Origin of the sequence: Amycolatopsis lurida (assembly GCF_900105055.1) — a bacterium.
Lineage (GTDB): Bacteria > Actinomycetota > Actinomycetes > Mycobacteriales > Pseudonocardiaceae > Amycolatopsis > Amycolatopsis lurida.
In genome coordinates this window covers 3,058,911-3,078,579 of sequence record NZ_FNTA01000004.1, presented here as the reverse complement: position 1 = coordinate 3,078,579, position 19,669 = coordinate 3,058,911, and the positions used below count along the sequence as shown (strand labels likewise).

Sequence of the window (19,669 nt, the reverse complement as noted above, 5' to 3'; positions counted from 1 at the left end):
CGGTGGGGAATCCGCCGGGTCAGCCGTCGACGATGAGGGAAAGCGCCACGGGCTCGAAGATCGCGGTCTTCGCGGAATTCTCCTGCTCGATCGGCGACGTCACCGAGAGGATCCAGAGGTCCGTGCCGCCGCTGAACAGGTCCATGTACGTCGTGCGGGTGATGCTCTCGTTCACGGCGTCCCGGCTCCCGGCGGCGCGCTCGGTCGTCCGGTAGGTGTACCGCTGGCTGTTGTCGCCCCGGCCGGGCACGGTGGTCGGCTCGCCGATGAGGGCGATTTCGGGATGCTGGCTCTTCAGCCAGCTGAAGTAGGCGGGCGGCGGGCTGCTCGACAGGAAACCGCTCAGCCGCTCGACCCGGATGACCTGGCGGCCGTCGGGTGAGACGTACTGCACCACGGTGCTCGGCACGCCCTTGGTGACATGCGGCGCGACGAACTTCTGCCAGCCTTCCGGGACGCCGATGCTGAACCGGCCGCCCTTGAGGCCGTTCACCGTGCTGGCGTCACCCTGCTGCGTGATCAGTTTCGGCGGCGGCTGAGTGATGACCGTGTCGCCCTGCTGCACCTTTTCCGGCGGCCGCAGGTCCTGCCCGCCGACGGCCCTGGCCAGCACGAATCCGCCTCCAGCGGCCAGCAGGAAGAGGACGACCGACGCGAGCGCCAGCACCACCGTGCCCACCGCCGACCGCCCTGACCGCCCCGGAGGGCGCGTCGGCGTCGGTGTGACGGTCGGCATCGGCGGTAGTTCGGCGGGAGGCGCCGGCGCGGGCTGGTTCAGGAACGGCAGTGGCCCGGGGTCGGCGGCGAGTTCGGAACTCGTGCCCTCGCCCGGCTTTTCCGGCGCGACCGGCTTGAGCACCTGGGTGTCGGTCGCGTCGAGATGGGCGGTGGTCTTCTTGCCGTCGGGCGTGTGGAACAGCTCGGCGGGGAAGAGGTCGATGAGCGTCTTGGCCTGCAACGGGTACAGCCGGCGGCGCACTTCGCGCAGGGTGATCCGCTTCGACGGCTCCTTCTTCATGAGCGCGCCGATCACGTCGGCCAGCGGACCGGGGCCGGGCTTCGGAACCTTCCCGTTGACGACCTTGCCGACCGTTTCGAGCGGGTCGCCGTCGGCGTCGTAGGGCGGCGAGCCCTCGATGGCGGCGAACAGCGTCGCGCCGAGACCCCAGAGGTCCGCGGCGGGGACGACGGCACCACCGGAAGCGACCTCGGGCGCGATGTAGGCGGGCGAGCCCAGCATCATCCCTGTCCGGGTCATGGTGGCTTCGGAGACGTTGCGCGCGATGCCGAAGTCGGTGAGCTTGATGCGGCCGTCACCCGCGACGAGGACGTTGCCCGGTTTGACGTCACGGTGGGTGATGCCGGCGGCGTGCGCGGCTTCGAGCGCGGACGCCACCGCGATGCCGACCGCCGCCGCCTGCTCGACCGTCAGCGGCCCGTGGTCGCGCAGGATATGCGCGAGGCTGCGCGACGGCAGCAGCTCCATGACCACGAACGGCTCGTCGTTCTCGCGCGCGACGTCGTGCAGGATGATCACGTTCGGGTGACTCAGGACGGCGATCGCGCGGGCTTCGCGCAGGGTCCGCTCGCGCAGTTCGTCGGCTTGCGACGCCGGCACGCCGGGCGGGAGGCGGACCTCTTTGACCGCGACGGGACGGTGCAGGAACTCGTCGTAGGCCGACCAGACCGTGCCCATCGACCCTGATCCGATGACCGAGCGCAACCGATATCGGCCGGCGACCACACGCTTCTCGTCGCCGGGACTCTCGCTGGGCTCGGGGGTGTCGGACGGCACGGGCCCAATTGTGTCGTATGCCCGTGTGGCGGACCCATGCGCCGTGCCCTGTCGGAGTGATCAGGCCACCCCTTCGGCGCGACTAGCGTCACAGGTAACGCCACTTGAGGGCCGTTAGCATCGATGGTTATGACGGAAGTGGCCGAGACGGAGTCAGTGCCGACCCCTGACTCGCCCGAAGAGCTGAAGCTCGCGGCGGAGTTCCCCGAAGCGAGCCGGGAGCAGTGGCGGGAACTCGTGGCCGGCGTGCTGCGCAAGAGCGGGGCCATCGACGAGTCGTTCGACGGCCTGCCCGAAAGCAAGCTCGTCACCCGGACGTATGACGGTCTGGAGATCCAGCCGCTCTACACCGCCGAAGACACCGTCGAGGGGACAGGGTTCCCCGGTCTTCCGCCGTTCGTGAGAAGCGCCCGGCCCGAGGGCGCGGTGACGACCGGCTGGGACATCCGTGCCCGATACGCGCGCCGCGACGCCAAGGCCACGAACGCCGCGATCCTCGCCGACCTCGAAGGCGGCGTCAGCTCCATCTGGCTGCGCGCCGGTGCGCACGGCGTCTCCGTCGCCGATCTGGGCGACGCGTTGAACGAGGTCTACATCGACCTCGCGCCTGTCACTCTCGACGCGGGCGACGAGTACGAAGCCGCCGCGAACGAGTTGTTCGCCCTTTTCGCCGAACGCGAGATCCCGGCGAGCGCGGTCACCGCGACCCTCGGCGCCGACCCGATCGGGTCGGCCGCGCGTACCGGTTCGGCGCATCCGCTCGCCCCCGCCGCTGAATTGGCGGCACAGGTCGCCGTCAGTCACCCGAAGGTGCGGACGATCGTCGCCGACGGCCTGCCGTTCCACGAGGCGGGCGGCTCGGACGCGCAGGAACTCGGCGCGACCATCGCCGCGGGTGTCGCCTACCTGCGGGTGCTCACCGAAGCGGGGCTGGACGTCGACACCGCGGCCGGGCAGATCGAATTCCGGCTCGCCGCCACGGCGGACCAGTTCCTCACGATCGCCAAGTTCCGCGCCGCGCGGCGCCTGTGGGCCCGCGTCACCGAGGTTTCCGGCGGCAAGGCGTCCGGCATGCGGCAGCACGCGGTCACCTCGCCCGCGATGCTGACGCAGCGTGACCCGTGGGTGAACATGCTGCGGACCACGCTCGCCTGTTTCGGCGCGGGAGTCGGCGGCGCGGACGCGATCACCGTGCTCCCGTTCGACGCCGCGATCGGCCAGCCGGACGCGTTCTCCGCGCGGATCGCGCGCAACACGCACGCCGTGCTGCTGGAGGAGTCCAAACTGGCCGGTGTCATCGACCCGGCGGGCGGCTCCTGGTACGTCGAGAACCTCACCGAAGACCTGGCCAAGGCCGCGTGGCGCGAGTTCACCGCCATCGAGGCGGCGGGCGGCATCGAGGCCGAACTGGCCTCCGGCGCGCTCGCCGCACGGCTCGCCGAAACGTGGGAGAAGCGGTCGAAGCGGCTCGCGACCCGGCGTGATCCGATCACCGGCGTCAGCGAATTCCCCAATCTGACCGAGAAGACCGTAGTCCGCGACGCCGTCGAAGACCTGCCGGGCGGCGGCCTGCCCCGCCACCGGTACGCCGAAGCGTTCGAGGCCCTGCGAGACCGGGCGGACGCGCATCCGAGCCGTCCTCGCGTCTTCCTGGCCACGCTCGGCCCGGTCGCGGCGCACACCGCGCGGGCGAGTTTCGTGGCGAACCTGTTCCAAGCCGGCGGGATCGAGGCCGTGAACCCCGGTGCGACCGAGGACGTCATCGCGGAATTCCGGGCCAGCGGAACGAAGGTCGCCTGCCTCTGCGGAAGCAACACCTCCTACGCGGAGGAAGCCGACAGCGTCGCGAAGGCCCTGAAGGAAGCCGGTGCCACGTCGGTGCTGCTCGCCGGAAAACCCGGCGACCACCCGGACGTCACGGGCTACCTGTACACGGGCTGCGACGCCCTGGAAATCCTGACCGGCACGTTGACCGAGCTCGGAGTGCAGTGATGACCATCCCGAACTTCGCAGGCATCGACCTCGGCACGCCGGACCCGGCCGACCGTCCTCAGTGGACCGAAGCCCTGCACGCCGCCACCGGCAAGGGTCCCGACGCGCTCGCCTGGGAGACGCCCGAAGGCATCGGCGTCAAGCCGGTCTACACCGCCGGCGATCTGTCCGGAGTGGACTTCCTCGGCACGTATCCGGGTATCGCGCCGTATCTGCGCGGCCCGTACCCGACGATGTACGTCAACCAGCCGTGGACCATCCGCCAGTACGCGGGTTTCTCCACCGCCGAGGAATCGAACGCCTTCTACCGCCGCAACCTCGCGGCCGGGCAGAAGGGGCTCTCGGTCGCCTTCGACCTCGCGACGCACCGCGGTTACGACTCCGACCACCCGCGCGTCGCCGGTGACGTCGGCATGGCGGGCGTCGCGATCGACTCGATCTACGACATGCGGCAGCTCTTCGACGGTATCCCGCTCGACAAGATGAGCGTTTCGATGACCATGAACGGCGCCGTCCTGCCGGTGCTGGCGCTGTACGTCGTCGCGGCCGAGGAACAGGGTGTCACGCCGGACAAGCTGGCCGGGACCATCCAGAACGACATCCTCAAGGAGTTCATGGTCCGCAACACCTACATCTACCCGCCGCAGCCGTCGATGCGGATCATCTCGGACATCTTCTCGTTCACCTCGCGGAACATGCCGAAGTACAACTCGATCTCCATCTCCGGCTACCACATGCAGGAGGCCGGGGCGACGGCCGACCTGGAGCTGGCGTACACGCTCGCGGACGGCGTCGAGTACATCCGCGCGGGGGTCGAGGCCGGGCTGGACGTCGACAAGTTCGCGCCGCGCCTGTCCTTCTTCTGGGCGATCGGGATGAACTTCTTCATGGAGGTCGCGAAACTCCGCGCCGCACGGCTCCTCTGGGCGAAACTGGTGAAGGGCTTCGAGCCCAAGAGTTCCAAGTCGCTTTCGCTGAGGACCCACTCGCAGACATCGGGCTGGTCGCTGACCGCGCAGGACGTCTACAACAACGTCGTCCGCACTTGCGTCGAGGCGATGGCCGCGACCCAGGGGCACACGCAGTCGTTGCACACCAACGCCCTCGACGAGGCGCTGGCGCTGCCGACCGACTTCTCCGCGCGCATCGCGCGGAACACGCAGCTGCTGCTGCAGCAGGAATCCGGCACCACGCGGGTCATCGACCCGTGGGGCGGCAGCGCGTTCGTCGAGAAGCTGACCTACGACCTCGCACGCAAGGCGTGGGGCCACATCACCGAGGTCGAGCAGGCGGGCGGGATGGCGAAGGCGATCGACGCCGGTATCCCCAAGCTGCGCATCGAAGAGGCCGCGGCGCGGACGCAGGCGCGGATCGACTCCGGCCGCCAGCCGGTGATCGGCGTGAACAAGTACCAGGTCACGGACGACGAGCAGATCGACGTGCTCAAAGTGGACAACGCCGGTGTGCGCGCGCAACAGCTGGAGAAGCTGCGGCGGCTGCGCGAAGAGCGCGACGAGGACGCCACGCAGGACGCGTTGCGGCGGCTGACGGCGGGCGCCCAGTCCGACGGCAACCTGCTCGCGCTGGCCATCGACGCGGCGCGGGCGAAGGCCACCGTCGGCGAGATCTCCGACTCGCTGGAGAAGATCTGGGGGCGCCACTCCGGCCAGATTCGTACCATCTCCGGTGTGTACCGCGAGGAGGTCGGCAAGGCCGAGAACGTCGAGCAGGCGCGCGAACTGGTCGAGAAGTTCGCCGAGGAAGAGGGCCGCCGTCCCCGGATCCTGGTCGCGAAGATGGGCCAGGACGGCCACGACCGCGGCCAGAAGGTGATCGCGACCGGCTTCGCCGACATCGGTTTCGACGTCGACGTCGGCCCGCTGTTCTCCACCCCCGGCGAGGTCGCGCGGCAGGCGATCGAGGCCGACGTGCACGTCATCGGCGTTTCGTCGCTGGCGGCCGGGCACCTTTCGCTGGTCCCCGCGCTGCGCGCCGAGCTCGCCGAACAGGGCCGCGAGGACATCATCGTCGTGGTCGGCGGCGTCATCCCGCCGCAGGACTACGAAGAGCTGCGCGCGGCGGGCGCGGCGGCGATCTTCGGCCCCGGCACGGTGATCGCCGAAGCGGCGATCGACCTCATCGGACAGCTGACCGCCCAGGAGTCCTGAACCTTGCCGCGCAAGATCGACGTCGGGGCGCTCGCCAAAGGCGTCCTCGCGGGTGACCGCGGCCTGCTGTCCCGGGCGATCACGCTGGTCGAGTCCAACCGGGAGGACCACCGGGCACAGGCGCAGGAACTGCTGGTCGAGCTGCTCCCGCACGCGGGCGGCGCGCGGCGCGTCGGCATCACCGGCGTTCCCGGTGTCGGCAAGTCGACCTTCATCGATCAGCTCGGCACGGATCTGACCGGGGCCGGGCACAAGGTCGCCGTGCTGGCCGTCGACCCGTCGTCGACGCGGACCGGCGGCTCGATCCTGGGCGACAAGACCCGCATGGCGCGCCTCGCTGTCGACCCGAAGGCGTTCATCCGCCCTTCGCCGACTTCGGGCACGCTCGGCGGCGTCGCGCGGGCGACCCGCGAGACGATCGTGCTGATGGAAGCGGCCGGATACGACATCGTGCTGGTCGAGACCGTCGGTGTCGGACAGTCCGAGGTGACCGTGGCGAACATGGTCGACCACTTCCTGTTCCTGACCCTCGCCCGCACCGGCGACCAGCTGCAGGGCATCAAGAAGGGTGTCCTCGAACTGGCGGACGTCATCGCGGTCAACAAGGCCGACGGCGACCACGAACGCGACGCGAAACGCGCCGCCCGCGAACTCGCCGGCGCGCTGCGGATGATCTACGGACGGGACGCCGAGTGGACGCCGCCGGTACTGACCTGCAGCGCGCTCACCGACGTCGGACTCGACGACGTGTGGGCAGAAATCGGCCGTCACCGCGAGGTTTTGACCGCTTCGGGTGAACTGGACGGACGGCGGCGACGGCAGCAGGTGGAGTGGACCTGGTCGATGGTCCGGGAACAGCTCCTCGGACGGCTCGCTTCGCATCCGGACGTGCGAGCGGTCGTTCCCGACGTCGAACGGGCGGTCCGGGACGGTGAGCTGACCCCGACGCTGGCCGCGCAACGGATTCTGGAGGCGTTCTCCGGTCCTCCGCGTGGCGGCTGACGGGGGAACCCGGCAGAGTGCAGAATCGGATTCGCGCTACGCCGTCGAAAGGGAGTCATGCCGAAAAGGTCTCGTCTCGGGCAGCTTGCCGGACTCGTCGCCGCCGGGCTGGTCGTCTGCGCGCCGGTCGCGCAGGCTGCGCCGTTCTCGGAGATCCAGGCGCCCCCGCCGGTGATCGCGCAGGCAGCGGCGGTGCACGAGGTGCCGTCGCAGGCGCCCCCGGGGCCGGTGCTCGACCCCGCCGAGACCGACAAGGCCAACAGCCAGGAGACCAAGAGGAAGATCATCGCGGGCGTCGCCGCGGCCATCTTGCTCGGTCTGGTGATCCTCGGCCGCCGCGCCCGTTCCAAGAAGAAGAAGTCCTGAACCGCTACCGGTAAGTAGAAGGACTCTCCGCTTAGCCCGGGCCGAACTCTCGCAGCCGTTCATCGCAGATCCACTACCGGCCATCTCCGGCTCGATCACTCGACGAGCGGCTTGCCATCCGCATGGTGCACGATCTATCGCAAATGCGTATCACAGATCGAACGGCACCCAGCGTGCCTTCAGCGACCACTCGTACGGTGGTAGACGAAGGTGACTGTGTCGCGGGAGGAGGTGCGGCGTGACGGTGCTCGATTCACGTCCGGACATTCCAGGCGACCCCGAGGGTCGCGTCGTTGCCCCTAAAGAGGCGTCCACCGCGCTGATTTCCGAGGCCGGCGTCAGCATGGCACCTGTGCATGACCTTGGTGCCGGACGCGGCCCTTTCTGGCTCGACGACTGGCTCCGCGCGAACGCCACCGACGTCGTCGCGTGGCGCCGTCACATCCACGCGCACCCGGAGCTCTCCCGCCACGAGTTCGCCACGACCGAAATGGTCATGTCCCTGCTCCGCTCGGTGGGGCTCAAGCCATGGGTGCTCCCCACAGGTACCGGCGTGGTCTGCGACATCGGCAGCGGCGATCGCTGCGTCGCGCTGCGCGCCGACATGGACGCCCTGCCGCTGACCGAGGCCACGGGGCTCCCGTACGCCTCCAAGACCGACGGCGCCGCGCATATGTGCGGGCACGACGCGCACACCGCGATCCTGCTGGGCGCCGCGAGGGCGCTGGCAGGTGCGCCGGAGCTGCCGGGCCGGGTCCGGCTGATCTTCCAGCCCGCCGAGGAGGTCATGCCCGGCGGTGCGCTGGACATGATCGCCGCGGGCGCGATGGAAGGCGTCGAGCGGATCTACGGGCTGCACTGCGACCCGCGGCTGGAGGTCGGCAAGGTCGGGCTGCGTGAAGGCGCGCTGACATCGGCCGCCGACCTCATCGAGCTGCGGCTCACCTCGCCGGGCGGGCACACCTCGCGGCCGCACCTGACCGCGGACCTGGTGCACGCGCTGGGCACCGTGATCACGTCGCTGCCCGCGGTGCTCTCGCGGCGGGTAGACCCGCGATCCGGGACCGTGCTGGTCTGGGGCGCGGTGCACGCCGGGCAGGCCGCCAACGCCGTCCCGCAGGACGGGGTGCTGCGCGGCACGCTCCGCACCGCGGACCACGAGGTCTGGACGATGCTGGAGCCGCTCGTCGCGGCTTCGGTGGAGTCGCTGCTCGCGCCGTCCGGGGTCGGGTTCTCCCTCGACTACCGGCGCGGTGTGCCGCCGGTCGTCTCCGATCCGGAGTCGCACGCCCTGATGCGGGCCGGTGTCGAAGCCGCGTTGGGGGAGACCGCCGTGGCCGGGACCGAGCAGTCGTCCGGCGGCGAGGACTTCGGGTGGTACCTGGAGCACGTCCAGGGCGCCTTCGCCCGCCTCGGCGTTTGGTCCGGTGAAGGCCCGATGGCCGACATCCACCGCCCGACCTTCACCCTCGACGAGCGTTCCCTCCTGTGCGGAGTCCGCACGCTGGTCCACACGGCCCTGGCCACCCTGGCCTGAGTTACGCCAGTCACGCGTGTCGTCCGTCTGATCACGCGTGTCGTCCACCTGGTCACAGGTGTTCGCCACTTCCGGTGTCGAACACCTGTCCACAGGGTTATCCACAGCCTTGGAGTTATCCACAGGTGTGGATGACGGGCCTTTCCTGAGGCCCTAAAACCGGCGATCCTCGAAGTCATGATCGACTGGGGAGGACGGCATGGGGCGGTCTCGCGTAGTGAGGCCGACGAGGTTCTGGGGCGTCGGAGGGTCCTCGAAGGGTTGGCCACCGGTGTCCTCGTTCAGCCATGGCGGGGCGTGGTCGTGCATGCCGCGGATCTGCTCAAACTGACCACTCGGGCTCAGGCCGCTCTGCTCGTGGTGGGGCAGCCGTCGGCGCTGTCCGGAGCTACAGCCCTTGCGCTGCATGGGATTTCGGCTGTGGGCGACACGAGCATCCACGTGACGGTGCCCCACTCGCGGCGGATCAAATCGAAGCCGGGGTTGAGTGTTCATCAAGCCGGTTTCCAGGCGTCGGATGTCATCGAGCTCGAGGGGCTCGCCACGTTTTCCTTGGATCTGGCACTGGCTGATTTCCTCTGTGACGGGGACAAGCGAACCGCGTTCGCCGCACTGGACGAGGCGATGCACGGGCTCTTGCCGGACCATGTCCGCGCCCTGCGGGCAAACGTTCGCGACAGGATCGTGGACCGCCGCGACCGGCGAGGTATCCACAGGGCTCTCATGCTGCTCGACTTGGCGACCGGCAAGGCGGACTCCCCGCCGGAAAGCGTCATCCGGTTGATCGTCGCCGAGGCGGGATTCCCGCTACCGGAGGCGCAGTACGAGATCACCACGATCGACGGCCGGACGCTTTACGTGCTCGACATGGCGTGGCCGTCGCGGAGGATCGCCTTGGAGTACGACGGCTTCGCCTCTCACGAGGGGCGCCAGGACTACGACTCCGAGCGGGACGCACGGATGGCCGGACGGGGGTGGATCACGATCCGGGTGTCGGCGGCGGACCTGCGTGATCCTCAACGTTTCTTGGCGGAGCTGTCCAGGGCGTTCGAAAGGCGCACGGTCGCGTGATCAGCCGGACGACACGTGTGATCGAACGGACGACACGCGTGATCAGATGGACGACACGCGTGATCAGGCGGACGGAACTCGAGGATCAGCCGGAGATGCCCTGGCAGGGGCGGGTGCGGAGGGCGTCGACGTAGTCGGCGGGGGCGCCGGCGGCCTCGGCCGCGTCGGCCAGCACGCCGAGGTACCGCGCGGACGGGAGGCCGCCCTCGTAGGCGTCCAGGACGTACAGCCACGCCAGCACAGAGCCGTCCATGGTCTGCACGCGGAGCCGGATCTTGGAGTGGATGCCCAGCTCGCCGCCTTCCCAGCGGTCGAGGTTGGGTTCGTCCAGCGAGGTGACGTCGTACAGCACCACGAAGACCCGGGAGGCCGGGTCTTCGACGATGGTCGCCAGTGCGCCTTCCCAGCCGAGGTCTTCGCCCCCGAAGGTCAGCCTCCAGCCCTCCAGCCAGCCGGTGCCGGCCATGGGCGAGTGGGGAGCGCGCTCCAACATCTGGGAGGGCTCCATATTGGATCCATACGCGGCATACAACGGCACGGCGACAGCCTAGCGACCCACCGGTCACCCGGCTGGACGTACATGCCGTGTCCGGCCACTCAATCCGCCCAACGGTCGCCCGCGTACGGTAAACGCAGTCACAGACACCGCTGCGAGGAGGAGACCAGTGACCAAGATCGTGATCATGGGCGGAGGCCCCGCCGGTTACGAAGCGGCACTGGTCGCGGCCCAGCACGGAGCCGATGTCACCATCGTCGAGCGCGACGGCCTCGGCGGCGCGTGCGTGCTCTACGACTGTGTCCCGTCGAAGACGTTCATCGCCTCCTCCGGCGCGCTCGCGAACATGCACGACCTCCGTGAGCTCGGCATCAACACCGACATGGCCGACACCAGCGTCGACCTGCCGACCGTCCACGGCCGGGTCAAGGGCCTCGCGCTCGCGCAGTCCGCCGACATCCGCGCCCGCGTCCAGCGCGAGGGTGTCCGCGTCGTCATCGGCCAGGCCCGCTTCGACGACGAAGAGGCCGGGCTCGCCACGCACAAGGTCGCCGTCACCGCCTCCGACGGCTCGACCGAGGTGCTCGACGCCGACGTCGTCCTCATCTCGACCGGTGCCACCCCGCGCGTGCTGCCCGGCGCCGTGCCGGACGGCGAGCGCATCCTCGACTGGCGTCAGCTCTACGACCTGCGCGAGCTGCCCGAGCACCTGGCCGTCATCGGTTCGGGTGTCACCGGCGCCGAATTCGCCTCGGCCTACACCGAGATGGGTGTCAAGGTCACCGTCGTGTCCAGCCGCGACCGCGTGCTCCCGCACGAGGACGCCGACGCCGCCGCCGTGCTCGAAGAGGTCTTCTCCCAGCGCGGCACCACGGTCGTCAAGCAGGCCCGCGCCGACAAGGTCGAGCGCACCGAAAAGGGCGTCGCGATCCACCTCTCCGACGGCCGCGTGATCGAAGCCAGCCACGCGCTGATGACCGTCGGTTCGGTGCCCAACACCGCCGACATCGGCCTGGAAAAGGTCGGCATCGAGCCCGGCCCCGGCGGCTTCATCGGCGTCGACCGCGTTTCCCGCACCAGCGCGCCCGGCATCTACGCCGCGGGCGACTGCACCGGGGTGCTGATGCTCGCTTCCGTGGCCAGCATGCAGGGCCGCATCGCGATGTGGCACGCGCTCGGCGAGGGTGTCGCGCCGATCAAGCTCAAGACCGTCGCCGCCAACGTGTTCACCCACCCCGAGATCGCGACCGTCGGCATCAGCCAGCAGGCGATCGACTCGGGTGAGGTGCCCGCCCGCACCATCATGCTCCCGCTCGCGACGAACGCCCGCGCGAAGATGGAAGGCCTGCGACGCGGTTTCGTGAAGCTGTTCTGCCGCCCCGCCACCGGCGTGGTCGTCGGTGGGGTGGTCGTGGCGCCGACGGCGAGCGAACTCATCCTTCCCATCGCGCTCGCCGTCCAGAACCAGCTCACAGTGGAACATCTGGCACTGACATTTTCGGTGTACCCGTCGCTGTCGGGGTCGATCACCGAGGCGGGCCGCCAGCTGATGCGCCACGACGACTTGGACTGATCGCCGCCAAGAGGCAACCCTCGCGGGGGCGACCGCGTCTAGCGCATGTCGGTGTTTTGGTGACGGCTAGGGGTTTTCCGTGATTCGCAGGGTTCTCGCCGGAGTGGTGGCGATCGGTGCGGCGATGTCGGCGGGGGCGTCGGCCGGGTTCGCGCAGCAACCCGAGCCGGAGCCCGGTGTCACGGTGCAGCTCAACGACGACACCGCCTACGAACTCGGGCTCGTCAACAAGTACGTGCACGGCGACTCCAACGTGGCGCTTGCGCGATGCCCCGGCGGCGACGGGCTGAAGGCGCCGTCGTCGACGACGTTCTCTTCGCCGGTGCTGACCGTCGGGAAGTCCGACTACGGTCCGCTCATCGGGGTCCCGGCGAATGTCAGCGCCGACGTCGAACTCAAGGCCGGCACGGCGCCCGGCAGCTACCCGCTGATCGTCAACTGCAACGGAAAGTCTTATACGGCAACGTTCACCGTTCCTCCCCGCCAGGTGAACTCGGTGCCTTCCGGTGCCGCTCACGCCGGCGACGGCAGCATGGCGCCCTGACCGCTACCCGAAGGGGCGAGTATGAAGGCGACCTGGCCGCGACGGGCACCGCTGGTTCTGGCGGCCGTCTTGGCGTTCTTCCTGTCCGGATGCGACGAGGTCGCTCCGCCGCGAGCCGGGACGCCGCAAGCCGAGACGGTGCCGAGCGTCGCGCCCGAGACCGTCACCCGCGGCCTGCCGAAGGCCGATCCGGTGTCGATCGACGTGCCGGAGATCGAGGCGAAGTCCAGCCTGATCCCGCTGGGGCTCAACGCGGACAACACCATCGAGGTGCCGCCGGTGACCCAGCCGATGCAGGCGGGCTGGTACGTGCACGGGCCGACCCCGGGGGAAATCGGGCCTTCGGTGATCCTCGGGCACGTGGACGGCAACAAGCAGAAGGGCATCTTCTTCCGGCTGAAGGAACTGACGCCCGGCGACAAGGTCTCGATCACCCGCAAGGACGGCGTGACGGCTGAGTTCACGGTCACGAAGGTCGAGAGGGTGGCGAAGGACAAGTTCCCCACCGACGCCGTCTACGGCGACACCACCGAGCCGGAACTGCGGCTCATCACCTGCGGCGGCGTGTTCGACAAGGCGTCGCGCAACTACCTCGACAACGTCATCGTGTTCGCCAGGATGACTTCGTCCCCGTAACGAGTGAAGGCCCCCAACCGAGGGACGGGGGCCTTCACTCGCATGGTGGCGGGTCAGTCTTCGTCGACCCAGTCGAAGGTCTTCGTGACCGCCTTCTTCCAGTTCCGGTACTCGGACTCACGGCGGGCCTCGTCCATCGACGGGTCCCACTGCTTGTCCTGCGCCCAGTTGTTGCGGATGTCGTCTTCGCTCTCCCAGAAGCCCACCGCGAGACCGGCCGCGTAGGCGGCGCCGAGCGCGGTGGTCTCGTTGACCACCGGGCGGATCACGGGCACGCCGAGGATGTCGGCCTGGAACTGCATGAGCAGCTCGTTGACGACCATCCCGCCGTCGACCTTCAGCGACTTCAGCGGGACGCCGGAGTCGGCGTTCATCGCGTCGATCACCTCGCGCGACTGGAAGGCCGTCGCCTCCAGGACCGCCCGCGAGATATGCCCCTTGTTGACGAACCGGGTGAGGCCGACGATCGCGCCGCGGGCGTCGGAGCGCCAGTACGGGGCGAAGAGACCCGAGAACGCAGGCACGAAGTACGCGCCACCATTGTCCTCGACGGTGCGGGCGTGCTGCTCGACCTCGGCCGCCGAACCGATCAGGCCGAGGTTGTCCCGCAGCCACTGCACGAGCGAACCGGTGACCGCGATCGAACCTTCGAGCGCGTACACCGTGTCGTTCGAGCCGATCTTGTAGCAGACCGTGGTGAGCAGCCCGTTGTCCGACATGACCTTCTCGGTGCCGGTGTTGAGCAGCATGAAGTTGCCGGTGCCGTAGGTGTTCTTCGCTTCACCCGGCGAGAGGCACGCCTGCCCGAAGGTCGCCGCCTGCTGGTCGCCGAGGATGCCCGAGATCGGGACTCCGGCCAGCGCGCCCTTCTCCCGGACCTTGCCGTAGGTCTCCGAGGACGACCGGATCTCCGGGAGCATCGACAGCGGGATCGACATCTCCTCGGCGATCTCGGCGTCCCAGGTCAGCGTGTCGAGGTCCATCAGCATGGTCCGCGACGCGTTGGTCGGGTCGGTGACGTGCACGCCGCCGTCGACCCCACCGGTCATGTTCCACAGCACCCAGGTGTCCATGTTGCCGAAGATCAGGTCACCGGCTTCGGCCTTCGCGCGGGCACCGTCGACGTTGTCGAGGATCCACTTGATCTTCGGGCCCGAGAAGTAGGTCGCCAGCGGCAGGCCCACCTTCGCGCGGTAGCGCTCCTGACCGCCGCCGAGCGCGCCCAGGTCGGCGACGATCTTGTCGGTGCGGGTGTCCTGCCAGACGATCGCGTTGTACACCGGCTTGCCGGTGGTGCCGTCCCACACGAGCGTGGTCTCGCGCTGGTTGGTGATGCCGACCGCGACGATGTCGCTCGCGACCAGGTCGCCCTTGGCCAGCGCGCCCGCGGCGACGGCCCGCGTGTTCTCCCAGATCTCCTCGGCGTTGTGCTCGACCCAGCCCGCTTTCGGGAAGATTTGCTCGTGTTCCCGCTGGTCCACGGCGACCACCCGGCCGGAGTGGTCGAAGATCATGCAGCGGGTCGACGTGGTGCCCTGGTCGATCGCGGCTACGTACGAAGTCATCGAAAACTCCAGTCTCAGGTGAGGTTGTGGACGGCGAGGAACAGCAGGGCGGCCAGGGCACCGCCGACCAGCGGGCCGGCGACCGGGATCCAGGAGTAGCCCCAGTTCGGGTTGGCCTTGTTCTTGATGGGCAGCAGGAACGCGTACGCGATGCGGGGGCCGAGGTCTCGGGCCGGGTTGATGGCGTAACCGGTCGGGCCACCGAGGGACTGGCCGATGACCAGCACGACGAACGCTACACCCGCGTAGCCGAGCGCGGAGTTGCCGAAGTTCGGGGTGCCGCCCTCACCCGTGGCGTTGGCGTAGACCGGGCTGAGCAGGATCCACGCGACCAGCACGAAGGTGCCGATGATCTCGGTGACGAGGTTCCACGCCTTGTTCGGGATCTGCGGCGCGGTCGAGAAGATGCCGAGCGTCTCGTCGCGCTGCGGGTGGTCGTCGAACTGGAGTTTGTAGGCGGCCCAGCAGAGCACGGCACCGAGGATCGCGCCGACCAGCTGCCCGGCGAAGTAGATCGGGACGTCCGCCCACTTCGTCTTGTCCGCGATGGCGAGGCCCAGCGTCACCGCGGGGTTCAGGTGCGCGCCGCTCGGCGCGGCGATGCTGGCACCGGCGAAGACCGCGAACGCCCACCCGAGGGTGATCATCACGACGCCGCCGTTGTGGCCGTTGTTCTTGCGCAACACGTGGTTGGCGACCACGCCGTTACCCAACAGGATCAGGACCGCCGTTCCCAGCAGTTCCCAGACGAATATGGCTCCTGCACTCACCGCTTGACCTCCACTTTGGACATTCCGCGCAGGGTCGAACACGGTGTGCTACGGCGCCCTTGCCGACCCACGTCCGTGGCACGTTACCGTCGCGTATTTGTTCCTTCCAGGCGTGTTGGGAACCAATCCTTCCAAGATCGACGAGGGTTACGCCACACGTGTCACCCGCATAACGGACCGGTCGCGGCCGATCGTGCGATGCTGGAGTCACAGCGGCACCAAGGAGGAATGTCACGTGGCAAGCTCTCAGCGCGAAGCCGAAAACAGCCCCGCCAGGCTGGGACCGCTCAAGCGGGAAGAGTCTTGGCAGCGGCTGGGTGAGGACAAGTTCGACCTCGTCGTCATCGGCGGCGGAGTGGTCGGGGCGGGCACGGCGCTCGACGCCGCGACACGCGGCCTGCGGGTCGCCCTCGTCGAAGCGCGCGACCTCGCCTCGGGCACGTCGAGCCGGTCCAGCAAACTCTTCCACGGCGGGCTCCGTTACCTCGAACAGCTGGAATTCGGTCTGGTGCGGGAAGCTCTGCGGGAACGCGAGCTGATGCTGACCACGATCGCCCCGCATCTGGTGAAGCCGGTCAGCTTCCTGTACCCGCTGACCCACCGGGTCTGGGAGCGCCCGTACACCGCGGCCGGTCTGCTGATGTACGACACGATGGGCGGCGCGCGGTCGGTCCCCGGCCAGAAACACCTGAGCCGCGCGGGCGCGCTGCGGATGGTCCCGGCGCTGAAGCGGTCCGCGTTGATCGGCGGGATCCGTTACTACGACGCGCAAGCCGACGACGCGCGCCACACGATGACCGTCGCCCGCACCGCCGCGCACTACGGCGCCGTGGTGCGCACCTCCACCCAGGTGGTCGGTTTCCTCCGCGAGGCGGACCGCATTTCCGGGGTCCGCGTGCGCGACGTCGAGGACGGCCGCGAGACCGAGGTCCACGCCTCCGCGGTGGTCAACTGCACCGGCGTGTGGACCGACGAACTGCAGCGTCTTTCCGGCGGCCGCGGCCGGTTCCGGGTGCGGGCGAGCAAGGGTGTGCACATCGTCGTCCCGCGTGACCGGATCGTCTCGGAATCGGGCATGATCCTGCGCACCGAGAAGTCCGTGCTGTTCGTCATCCCGTGGCGCAACCACTGGATCGTCGGGACCACCGACACCGACTGGAACCTCGACCTCGCGCATCCCGCCGCGACGAAGCACGACATCGACTACCTCCTCGAACACGTCAACACCGTGCTCGCGACACCGCTGACCCACGACGACATCGAAGGCGTCTACGCGGGTCTCCGGCCTTTGCTGGCCGGGGAAAGCGAAGAGACGTCGAAGCTTTCGCGTGAGCACGCGGTCGCGCGTGTCGCGCCGGGACTGGTCGCGATCGCGGGCGGCAAGTACACGACGTACCGGGTGATGGCGGCCGACGCCGTCGACGCCGCGGCCGTCGATCTTCCGGGCAGGCCGCAGTCGTCCATCACGGACAAGGTGCCGCTGCTGGGCGCGGACGGGTACCACGCGCTGGTCAACCAGGCCGACCATCTGGCCAGCGAACACGGGCTGCACCCGTACCGCGTGCGTCATCTGCTCGACCGGTACGGCTCGATGGTGCACGAGGTCCTCGCGCTCGGCGAAGGACGGCCAGAGCTGCTGAAGCCGCTGGAGCACGCTCCGGACTACCTCGGTGTCGAGGTCGTCTACGCGGCCAGCCACGAGGGCGCGCTTCACCTGGAAGACGTGCTCGCGCGCCGGACGCGGATCTCGATCGAGTACGCGCACCGAGGCGTCGACTGCGCCGCGCAGGTCGCCACGCTGGTGGGCGAAGTGCTCGGCTGGTCGAAGGACGAGGAGAAACGCGAAGTCGAGGTGTACAAGGCGCGGGTCGACGCGGAACGGGAGTCCCAGTCGCAGCCGAGCGACGAGGCCGCCGACGCGTTGCGCTCGGCCGCACCGGAAGCGCGCTCGGGGATCATCGAACCGGTGAGTTGATCGTCCCTGCCGCGTGGTGTGCCACGCGCGCAAGGATCGTTGCCTGATCCGGTGAATCTGGCATAGCGTCGGCCGTCCCAGAGACGGAAGGCGGCCTTGTGGTGTTTCTCGACTCGGCGACGTGGACGGACCGGATCTTCGCCGGCGGTTCCTGGGTGCCCGGGACCGGTGGCATCCGAGATGTCACGGAGCCCGCGACCGGAGCAGTGCTGGGCAGCGTGGGGATCGCCTCGGCCGAAGACGCCGCGAAAGCGGCGGAAACGGCGGCCGAGGCGCAGCGGGCCTGGGCCGCGACACCGCATGTCCAGCGGGCCGCGATCCTGCGCAAAGCCGCCCGGCTGTGGTCCGAGCACGCCGACGAGATCCGCTGGTGGAACGTCCGCGAGGTCGGCGCCGTGCCGGGAGTCGCGGGCTTTTCGCTGCACGTCGCGGAGCAGGAGTGCTATGAAGCGGCGGCTCTGCCCGGACGCCCGTACGGCGAGCTTCTGCCGAGTGAGGAGCCGCGCCTTTCGATGGCGCGCCGCGTCCCGGCCGGTGTCGTCACGGTGATCTCGCCGTTCAACATGCCGATCATCCTGGGCATCCGTTCGGTCGCCCCGGCGCTCGCGCTGGGGAACGCCGTCATCCTGAAGCCGGACCCGCGCACCGCCGTCACCGGTGGCGTCGTCCTCGCGCGGATCTTCGAGGAAGCGGGTCTGCCGCCGGGGGTGCTGCAGATGCTGCCGGGCGGCGCCGACGTCGGCGAGACGCTGGTGACGCATCCGGCGGTCCGGGTCATCTCGTTCACCGGGTCGACAGGCGCCGGGCGCAAGGTCGGCGAACTCGCCGGGAAGCACCTGAAGCGGGCACATCTGGAACTGGGCGGGAACTCCGCGATCATCGTGCTCGACGACGCGGACGTCGACGAAGCCGCCGGAGTCGCCGCGTTCGGCTCCTTCTTCCACCAAGGCCAGATTTGCATGACCACCGGTCGGCACCTGGTGCACGAGCGGCTCTACGACGACTTCGTCGAGCGGCTGGCGGCGAAGGCGGCCGCGTTGCGCGTGGGCGACCCGGCGCGGGACGAGGTGGCGCTCGGGCCGATCATCGACGCCGGGCAGCGGGACAAGATCCACGAGCTGGTCACGGCCAGCGTCGCGGCGGGGGCGAGGGTCGCCGCCGGCGCCGAGTACGACCGGCTGTTCTACGCCGCGACGGTGCTCGCCGACGTGCCGTCGACGGCGCCCGCGGTGGCCGAGGAGATCTTCGGCCCGGTCGCGCCGGTCGTGCGGTTCTCCGACGCGGAGGAGGCCGTCCGCCTCGCGACGGCGAGTGAGTACGGGCTGTCGCTGGGGATCGTCACGCGCGATGTCCTCAAAGGACTGGAGCTCGCCGACCGCGTCCCGACCGGGATCGTGCACATCAACGACCAGACCGTCAGCGACGAGGCGAACAGCCCCTTCGGCGGCGTCGCTGCTTCGGGCACCGGAAGCCGCTTCGGCGGCGCGGCGGCGAACATCGAGGCTTTCACCGAGACCCGATGGGTCACCGTCCGGAACCCGCCGCCCACCTACCCCTTCTGACCACCCGCCGCAATTAGTCACCTACTTGCCTGGGCGCTCACCGGCGCCGGACCTCGATCGCGGGCAAGTAGGTGACTAATTGCGGCGGCACCAGCGGATGAGGCGTTCCCCGGTCGGGGCCGGCTCCAGTTCGGGCCCGACCAGGGTGAACCCGCATTTGCGGGCGACCGAAGCGGACACCTCGTTGGTCTCTTCGTAGCGGTAGCTGACCTCGCGCAGGCCGAGCCCGCCGAAACCGAAGCGCAGGGCGGCGCTGAGCGCGGTGCTCGCGACGCCCTTGCCCCGCGACGCCGCGCGCACCCAGACCGACGCCTCCGCGTATCCGGCATCGAGATCCAGGTCCCGCAGGCCGACCTCGCCCAGCAGATCCCCGGTGGTCGGTTCGGCCACCGCCCACGAACAGCGCTCGTCACCCGCCCACTGGGCGGCGCGCAGCGCGACGTACTCGGTCGCCTCGTCGAGGTCGCGCAAGCGATAGTTCAGGACGTATTTACGGTGCGTCGGATCGGCGAAGGCCGCGACCAGCGCCGGACGGTCGTCGAGGGCCTTGTCCGCCCGCAGCTGCCGCAGGTAGTACTCGCCCGCGTTGATCTCCACCGGTTCCACTCTTCGAGGGT

Annotated in this window: 16 protein-coding genes; 11 read left to right on the top strand and 5 right to left on the bottom strand. The window is 69.3% G+C overall.

All coding sequences use genetic code 11. From position 1 onward, the window contains the following. Positions 1 to 19: 19 nt before the first annotated feature. Complete coding sequence (locus tag BLW75_RS19330) at positions 20 to 1,795, bottom strand: serine/threonine-protein kinase (protein ID WP_091597888.1); 1,776 nt, start codon at positions 1,793 to 1,795, stop codon at positions 20 to 22. A 129-nt stretch (positions 1,796 to 1,924) separates the two neighbouring features. Between BLW75_RS19330 and BLW75_RS19325 the strand changes: the two genes are divergently transcribed. The 6 genes from BLW75_RS19325 to BLW75_RS19300 all read left to right on the top strand — a co-directional run bounded on the left by BLW75_RS19325 (position 1,925) and on the right by BLW75_RS19300 (position 9,931). After that, entirely contained in the window at positions 1,925 to 3,787 is a 1,863-nt protein-coding gene (locus BLW75_RS19325; RefSeq protein ID WP_091597885.1) for a methylmalonyl-CoA mutase family protein, read from the top strand. Then, entirely contained in the window at positions 3,787 to 5,955 is a 2,169-nt protein-coding gene (scpA, locus tag BLW75_RS19320) for a methylmalonyl-CoA mutase (protein ID WP_034304719.1), read from the top strand. The genes BLW75_RS19325 and scpA overlap by 1 nt, the downstream gene beginning before the upstream one ends. Before the next feature lie 3 nt (positions 5,956 to 5,958). Continuing rightward, a complete protein-coding gene (meaB, locus tag BLW75_RS19315) occupies positions 5,959 to 6,957 on the top strand; it encodes a methylmalonyl Co-A mutase-associated GTPase MeaB (protein WP_034304721.1) in 999 nt (332 codons plus the stop codon). A 57-nt stretch (positions 6,958 to 7,014) separates the two neighbouring features. Beyond that, entirely contained in the window at positions 7,015 to 7,323 is a 309-nt protein-coding gene (locus BLW75_RS19310) for a hypothetical protein (protein ID WP_034304723.1), read from the top strand. Between the two features lie 238 nt (positions 7,324 to 7,561). Then, a complete protein-coding gene (locus tag BLW75_RS19305; RefSeq protein WP_034304726.1) occupies positions 7,562 to 8,860 on the top strand; it encodes an amidohydrolase in 1,299 nt (432 codons plus the stop codon). A 177-nt stretch (positions 8,861 to 9,037) separates the two neighbouring features. Then, positions 9,038 to 9,931 (top strand): endonuclease domain-containing protein, encoded by an 894-nt coding sequence (locus BLW75_RS19300; protein WP_091597882.1) that lies wholly within the window; start codon positions 9,038 to 9,040, stop codon positions 9,929 to 9,931. An 85-nt stretch (positions 9,932 to 10,016) separates the two neighbouring features. On the opposite strand, the gene BLW75_RS19295 is transcribed toward BLW75_RS19300, so the two are convergent. Then, positions 10,017 to 10,469, bottom strand: a complete 453-nt coding sequence (locus BLW75_RS19295) for a gamma-glutamylcyclotransferase family protein (protein ID WP_192746686.1) — start codon at positions 10,467 to 10,469, stop codon at positions 10,017 to 10,019. Between the two features lie 127 nt (positions 10,470 to 10,596). Between BLW75_RS19295 and BLW75_RS19290 the strand changes: the two genes are divergently transcribed. The 3 genes from BLW75_RS19290 (at position 10,597) to BLW75_RS19280 (ending at position 13,180) form a co-directional block, all read left to right on the top strand. Continuing rightward, positions 10,597 to 12,000: an NAD(P)H-quinone dehydrogenase gene (locus BLW75_RS19290; protein WP_034304731.1), complete on the top strand. Its 1,404-nt coding sequence runs from the start codon at positions 10,597 to 10,599 to the stop codon at positions 11,998 to 12,000. A 124-nt stretch (positions 12,001 to 12,124) separates the two neighbouring features. Beyond that, entirely contained in the window at positions 12,125 to 12,544 is a 420-nt protein-coding gene (locus tag BLW75_RS19285) for a hypothetical protein (protein WP_198935648.1), read from the top strand. 21 nt (positions 12,545 to 12,565) lie between these two features. After that, a complete protein-coding gene (locus tag BLW75_RS19280; protein ID WP_034304737.1) occupies positions 12,566 to 13,180 on the top strand; it encodes a class F sortase in 615 nt (204 codons plus the stop codon). Positions 13,181 to 13,233: 53 nt separating this feature from the next. Here the strand turns inward: BLW75_RS19280 and glpK are convergent, their stop codons facing one another. Beyond that, the gene (glpK, locus tag BLW75_RS19275; protein ID WP_034304739.1) at positions 13,234 to 14,745 is read right to left on the bottom strand and encodes a glycerol kinase GlpK; all 1,512 of its coding nucleotides are present in this window, start codon (positions 14,743 to 14,745) and stop codon (positions 13,234 to 13,236) included. 14 nt (positions 14,746 to 14,759) lie between these two features. Beyond that, positions 14,760 to 15,515: an MIP/aquaporin family protein gene (locus BLW75_RS19270; RefSeq protein WP_198935644.1), complete on the bottom strand. Its 756-nt coding sequence runs from the start codon at positions 15,513 to 15,515 to the stop codon at positions 14,760 to 14,762. Between the two features lie 235 nt (positions 15,516 to 15,750). Here BLW75_RS19270 and BLW75_RS19265 point away from each other — a divergent pair, with 235 nt between their 5' ends. Both BLW75_RS19265 and BLW75_RS19260 read left to right on the top strand, forming a co-directional pair. Beyond that, positions 15,751 to 17,490: a glycerol-3-phosphate dehydrogenase/oxidase gene (locus BLW75_RS19265; protein WP_091597879.1), complete on the top strand. Its 1,740-nt coding sequence runs from the start codon at positions 15,751 to 15,753 to the stop codon at positions 17,488 to 17,490. A 98-nt stretch (positions 17,491 to 17,588) separates the two neighbouring features. Then, on the top strand, positions 17,589 to 19,052 hold the full coding sequence (locus BLW75_RS19260; protein ID WP_034304741.1) for an aldehyde dehydrogenase family protein: 1,464 nt from the start codon (positions 17,589 to 17,591) through the stop codon (positions 19,050 to 19,052). A gap of 75 nt (positions 19,053 to 19,127) precedes the next feature. Here the strand turns inward: BLW75_RS19260 and BLW75_RS19255 are convergent, their stop codons facing one another. Beyond that, positions 19,128 to 19,658, bottom strand: a complete 531-nt coding sequence (locus tag BLW75_RS19255) for a GNAT family N-acetyltransferase (RefSeq protein WP_091597876.1) — start codon at positions 19,656 to 19,658, stop codon at positions 19,128 to 19,130. Positions 19,659 to 19,669: the final 11 nt, after the last annotated feature.

Excerpts from the sequence above, each read along its gene's own strand:
- BLW75_RS19325 (WP_091597885.1), top strand. The coding sequence starts at position 1,925 with ATGACGGAAGTGGCCGAGACGGAGTCAGTGCCGACCCCTGACTCGCCC.
- scpA (WP_034304719.1), top strand. The coding sequence starts at position 3,787 with ATGACCATCCCGAACTTCGCAGGCATCGACCTCGGCACGCCGGACCCG.
- BLW75_RS19310 (WP_034304723.1), top strand. The coding sequence starts at position 7,015 with ATGCCGAAAAGGTCTCGTCTCGGGCAGCTTGCCGGACTCGTCGCCGCC.
- BLW75_RS19300 (WP_091597882.1), top strand. The coding sequence starts at position 9,038 with ATGATCGACTGGGGAGGACGGCATGGGGCGGTCTCGCGTAGTGAGGCC.
- BLW75_RS19285 (WP_198935648.1), top strand. The coding sequence starts at position 12,125 with ATGTCGGCGGGGGCGTCGGCCGGGTTCGCGCAGCAACCCGAGCCGGAG.
- BLW75_RS19280 (WP_034304737.1), top strand. The coding sequence starts at position 12,566 with ATGAAGGCGACCTGGCCGCGACGGGCACCGCTGGTTCTGGCGGCCGTC.
- glpK (WP_034304739.1), bottom strand. The coding sequence starts at position 14,745 with ATGACTTCGTACGTAGCCGCGATCGACCAGGGCACCACGTCGACCCGC.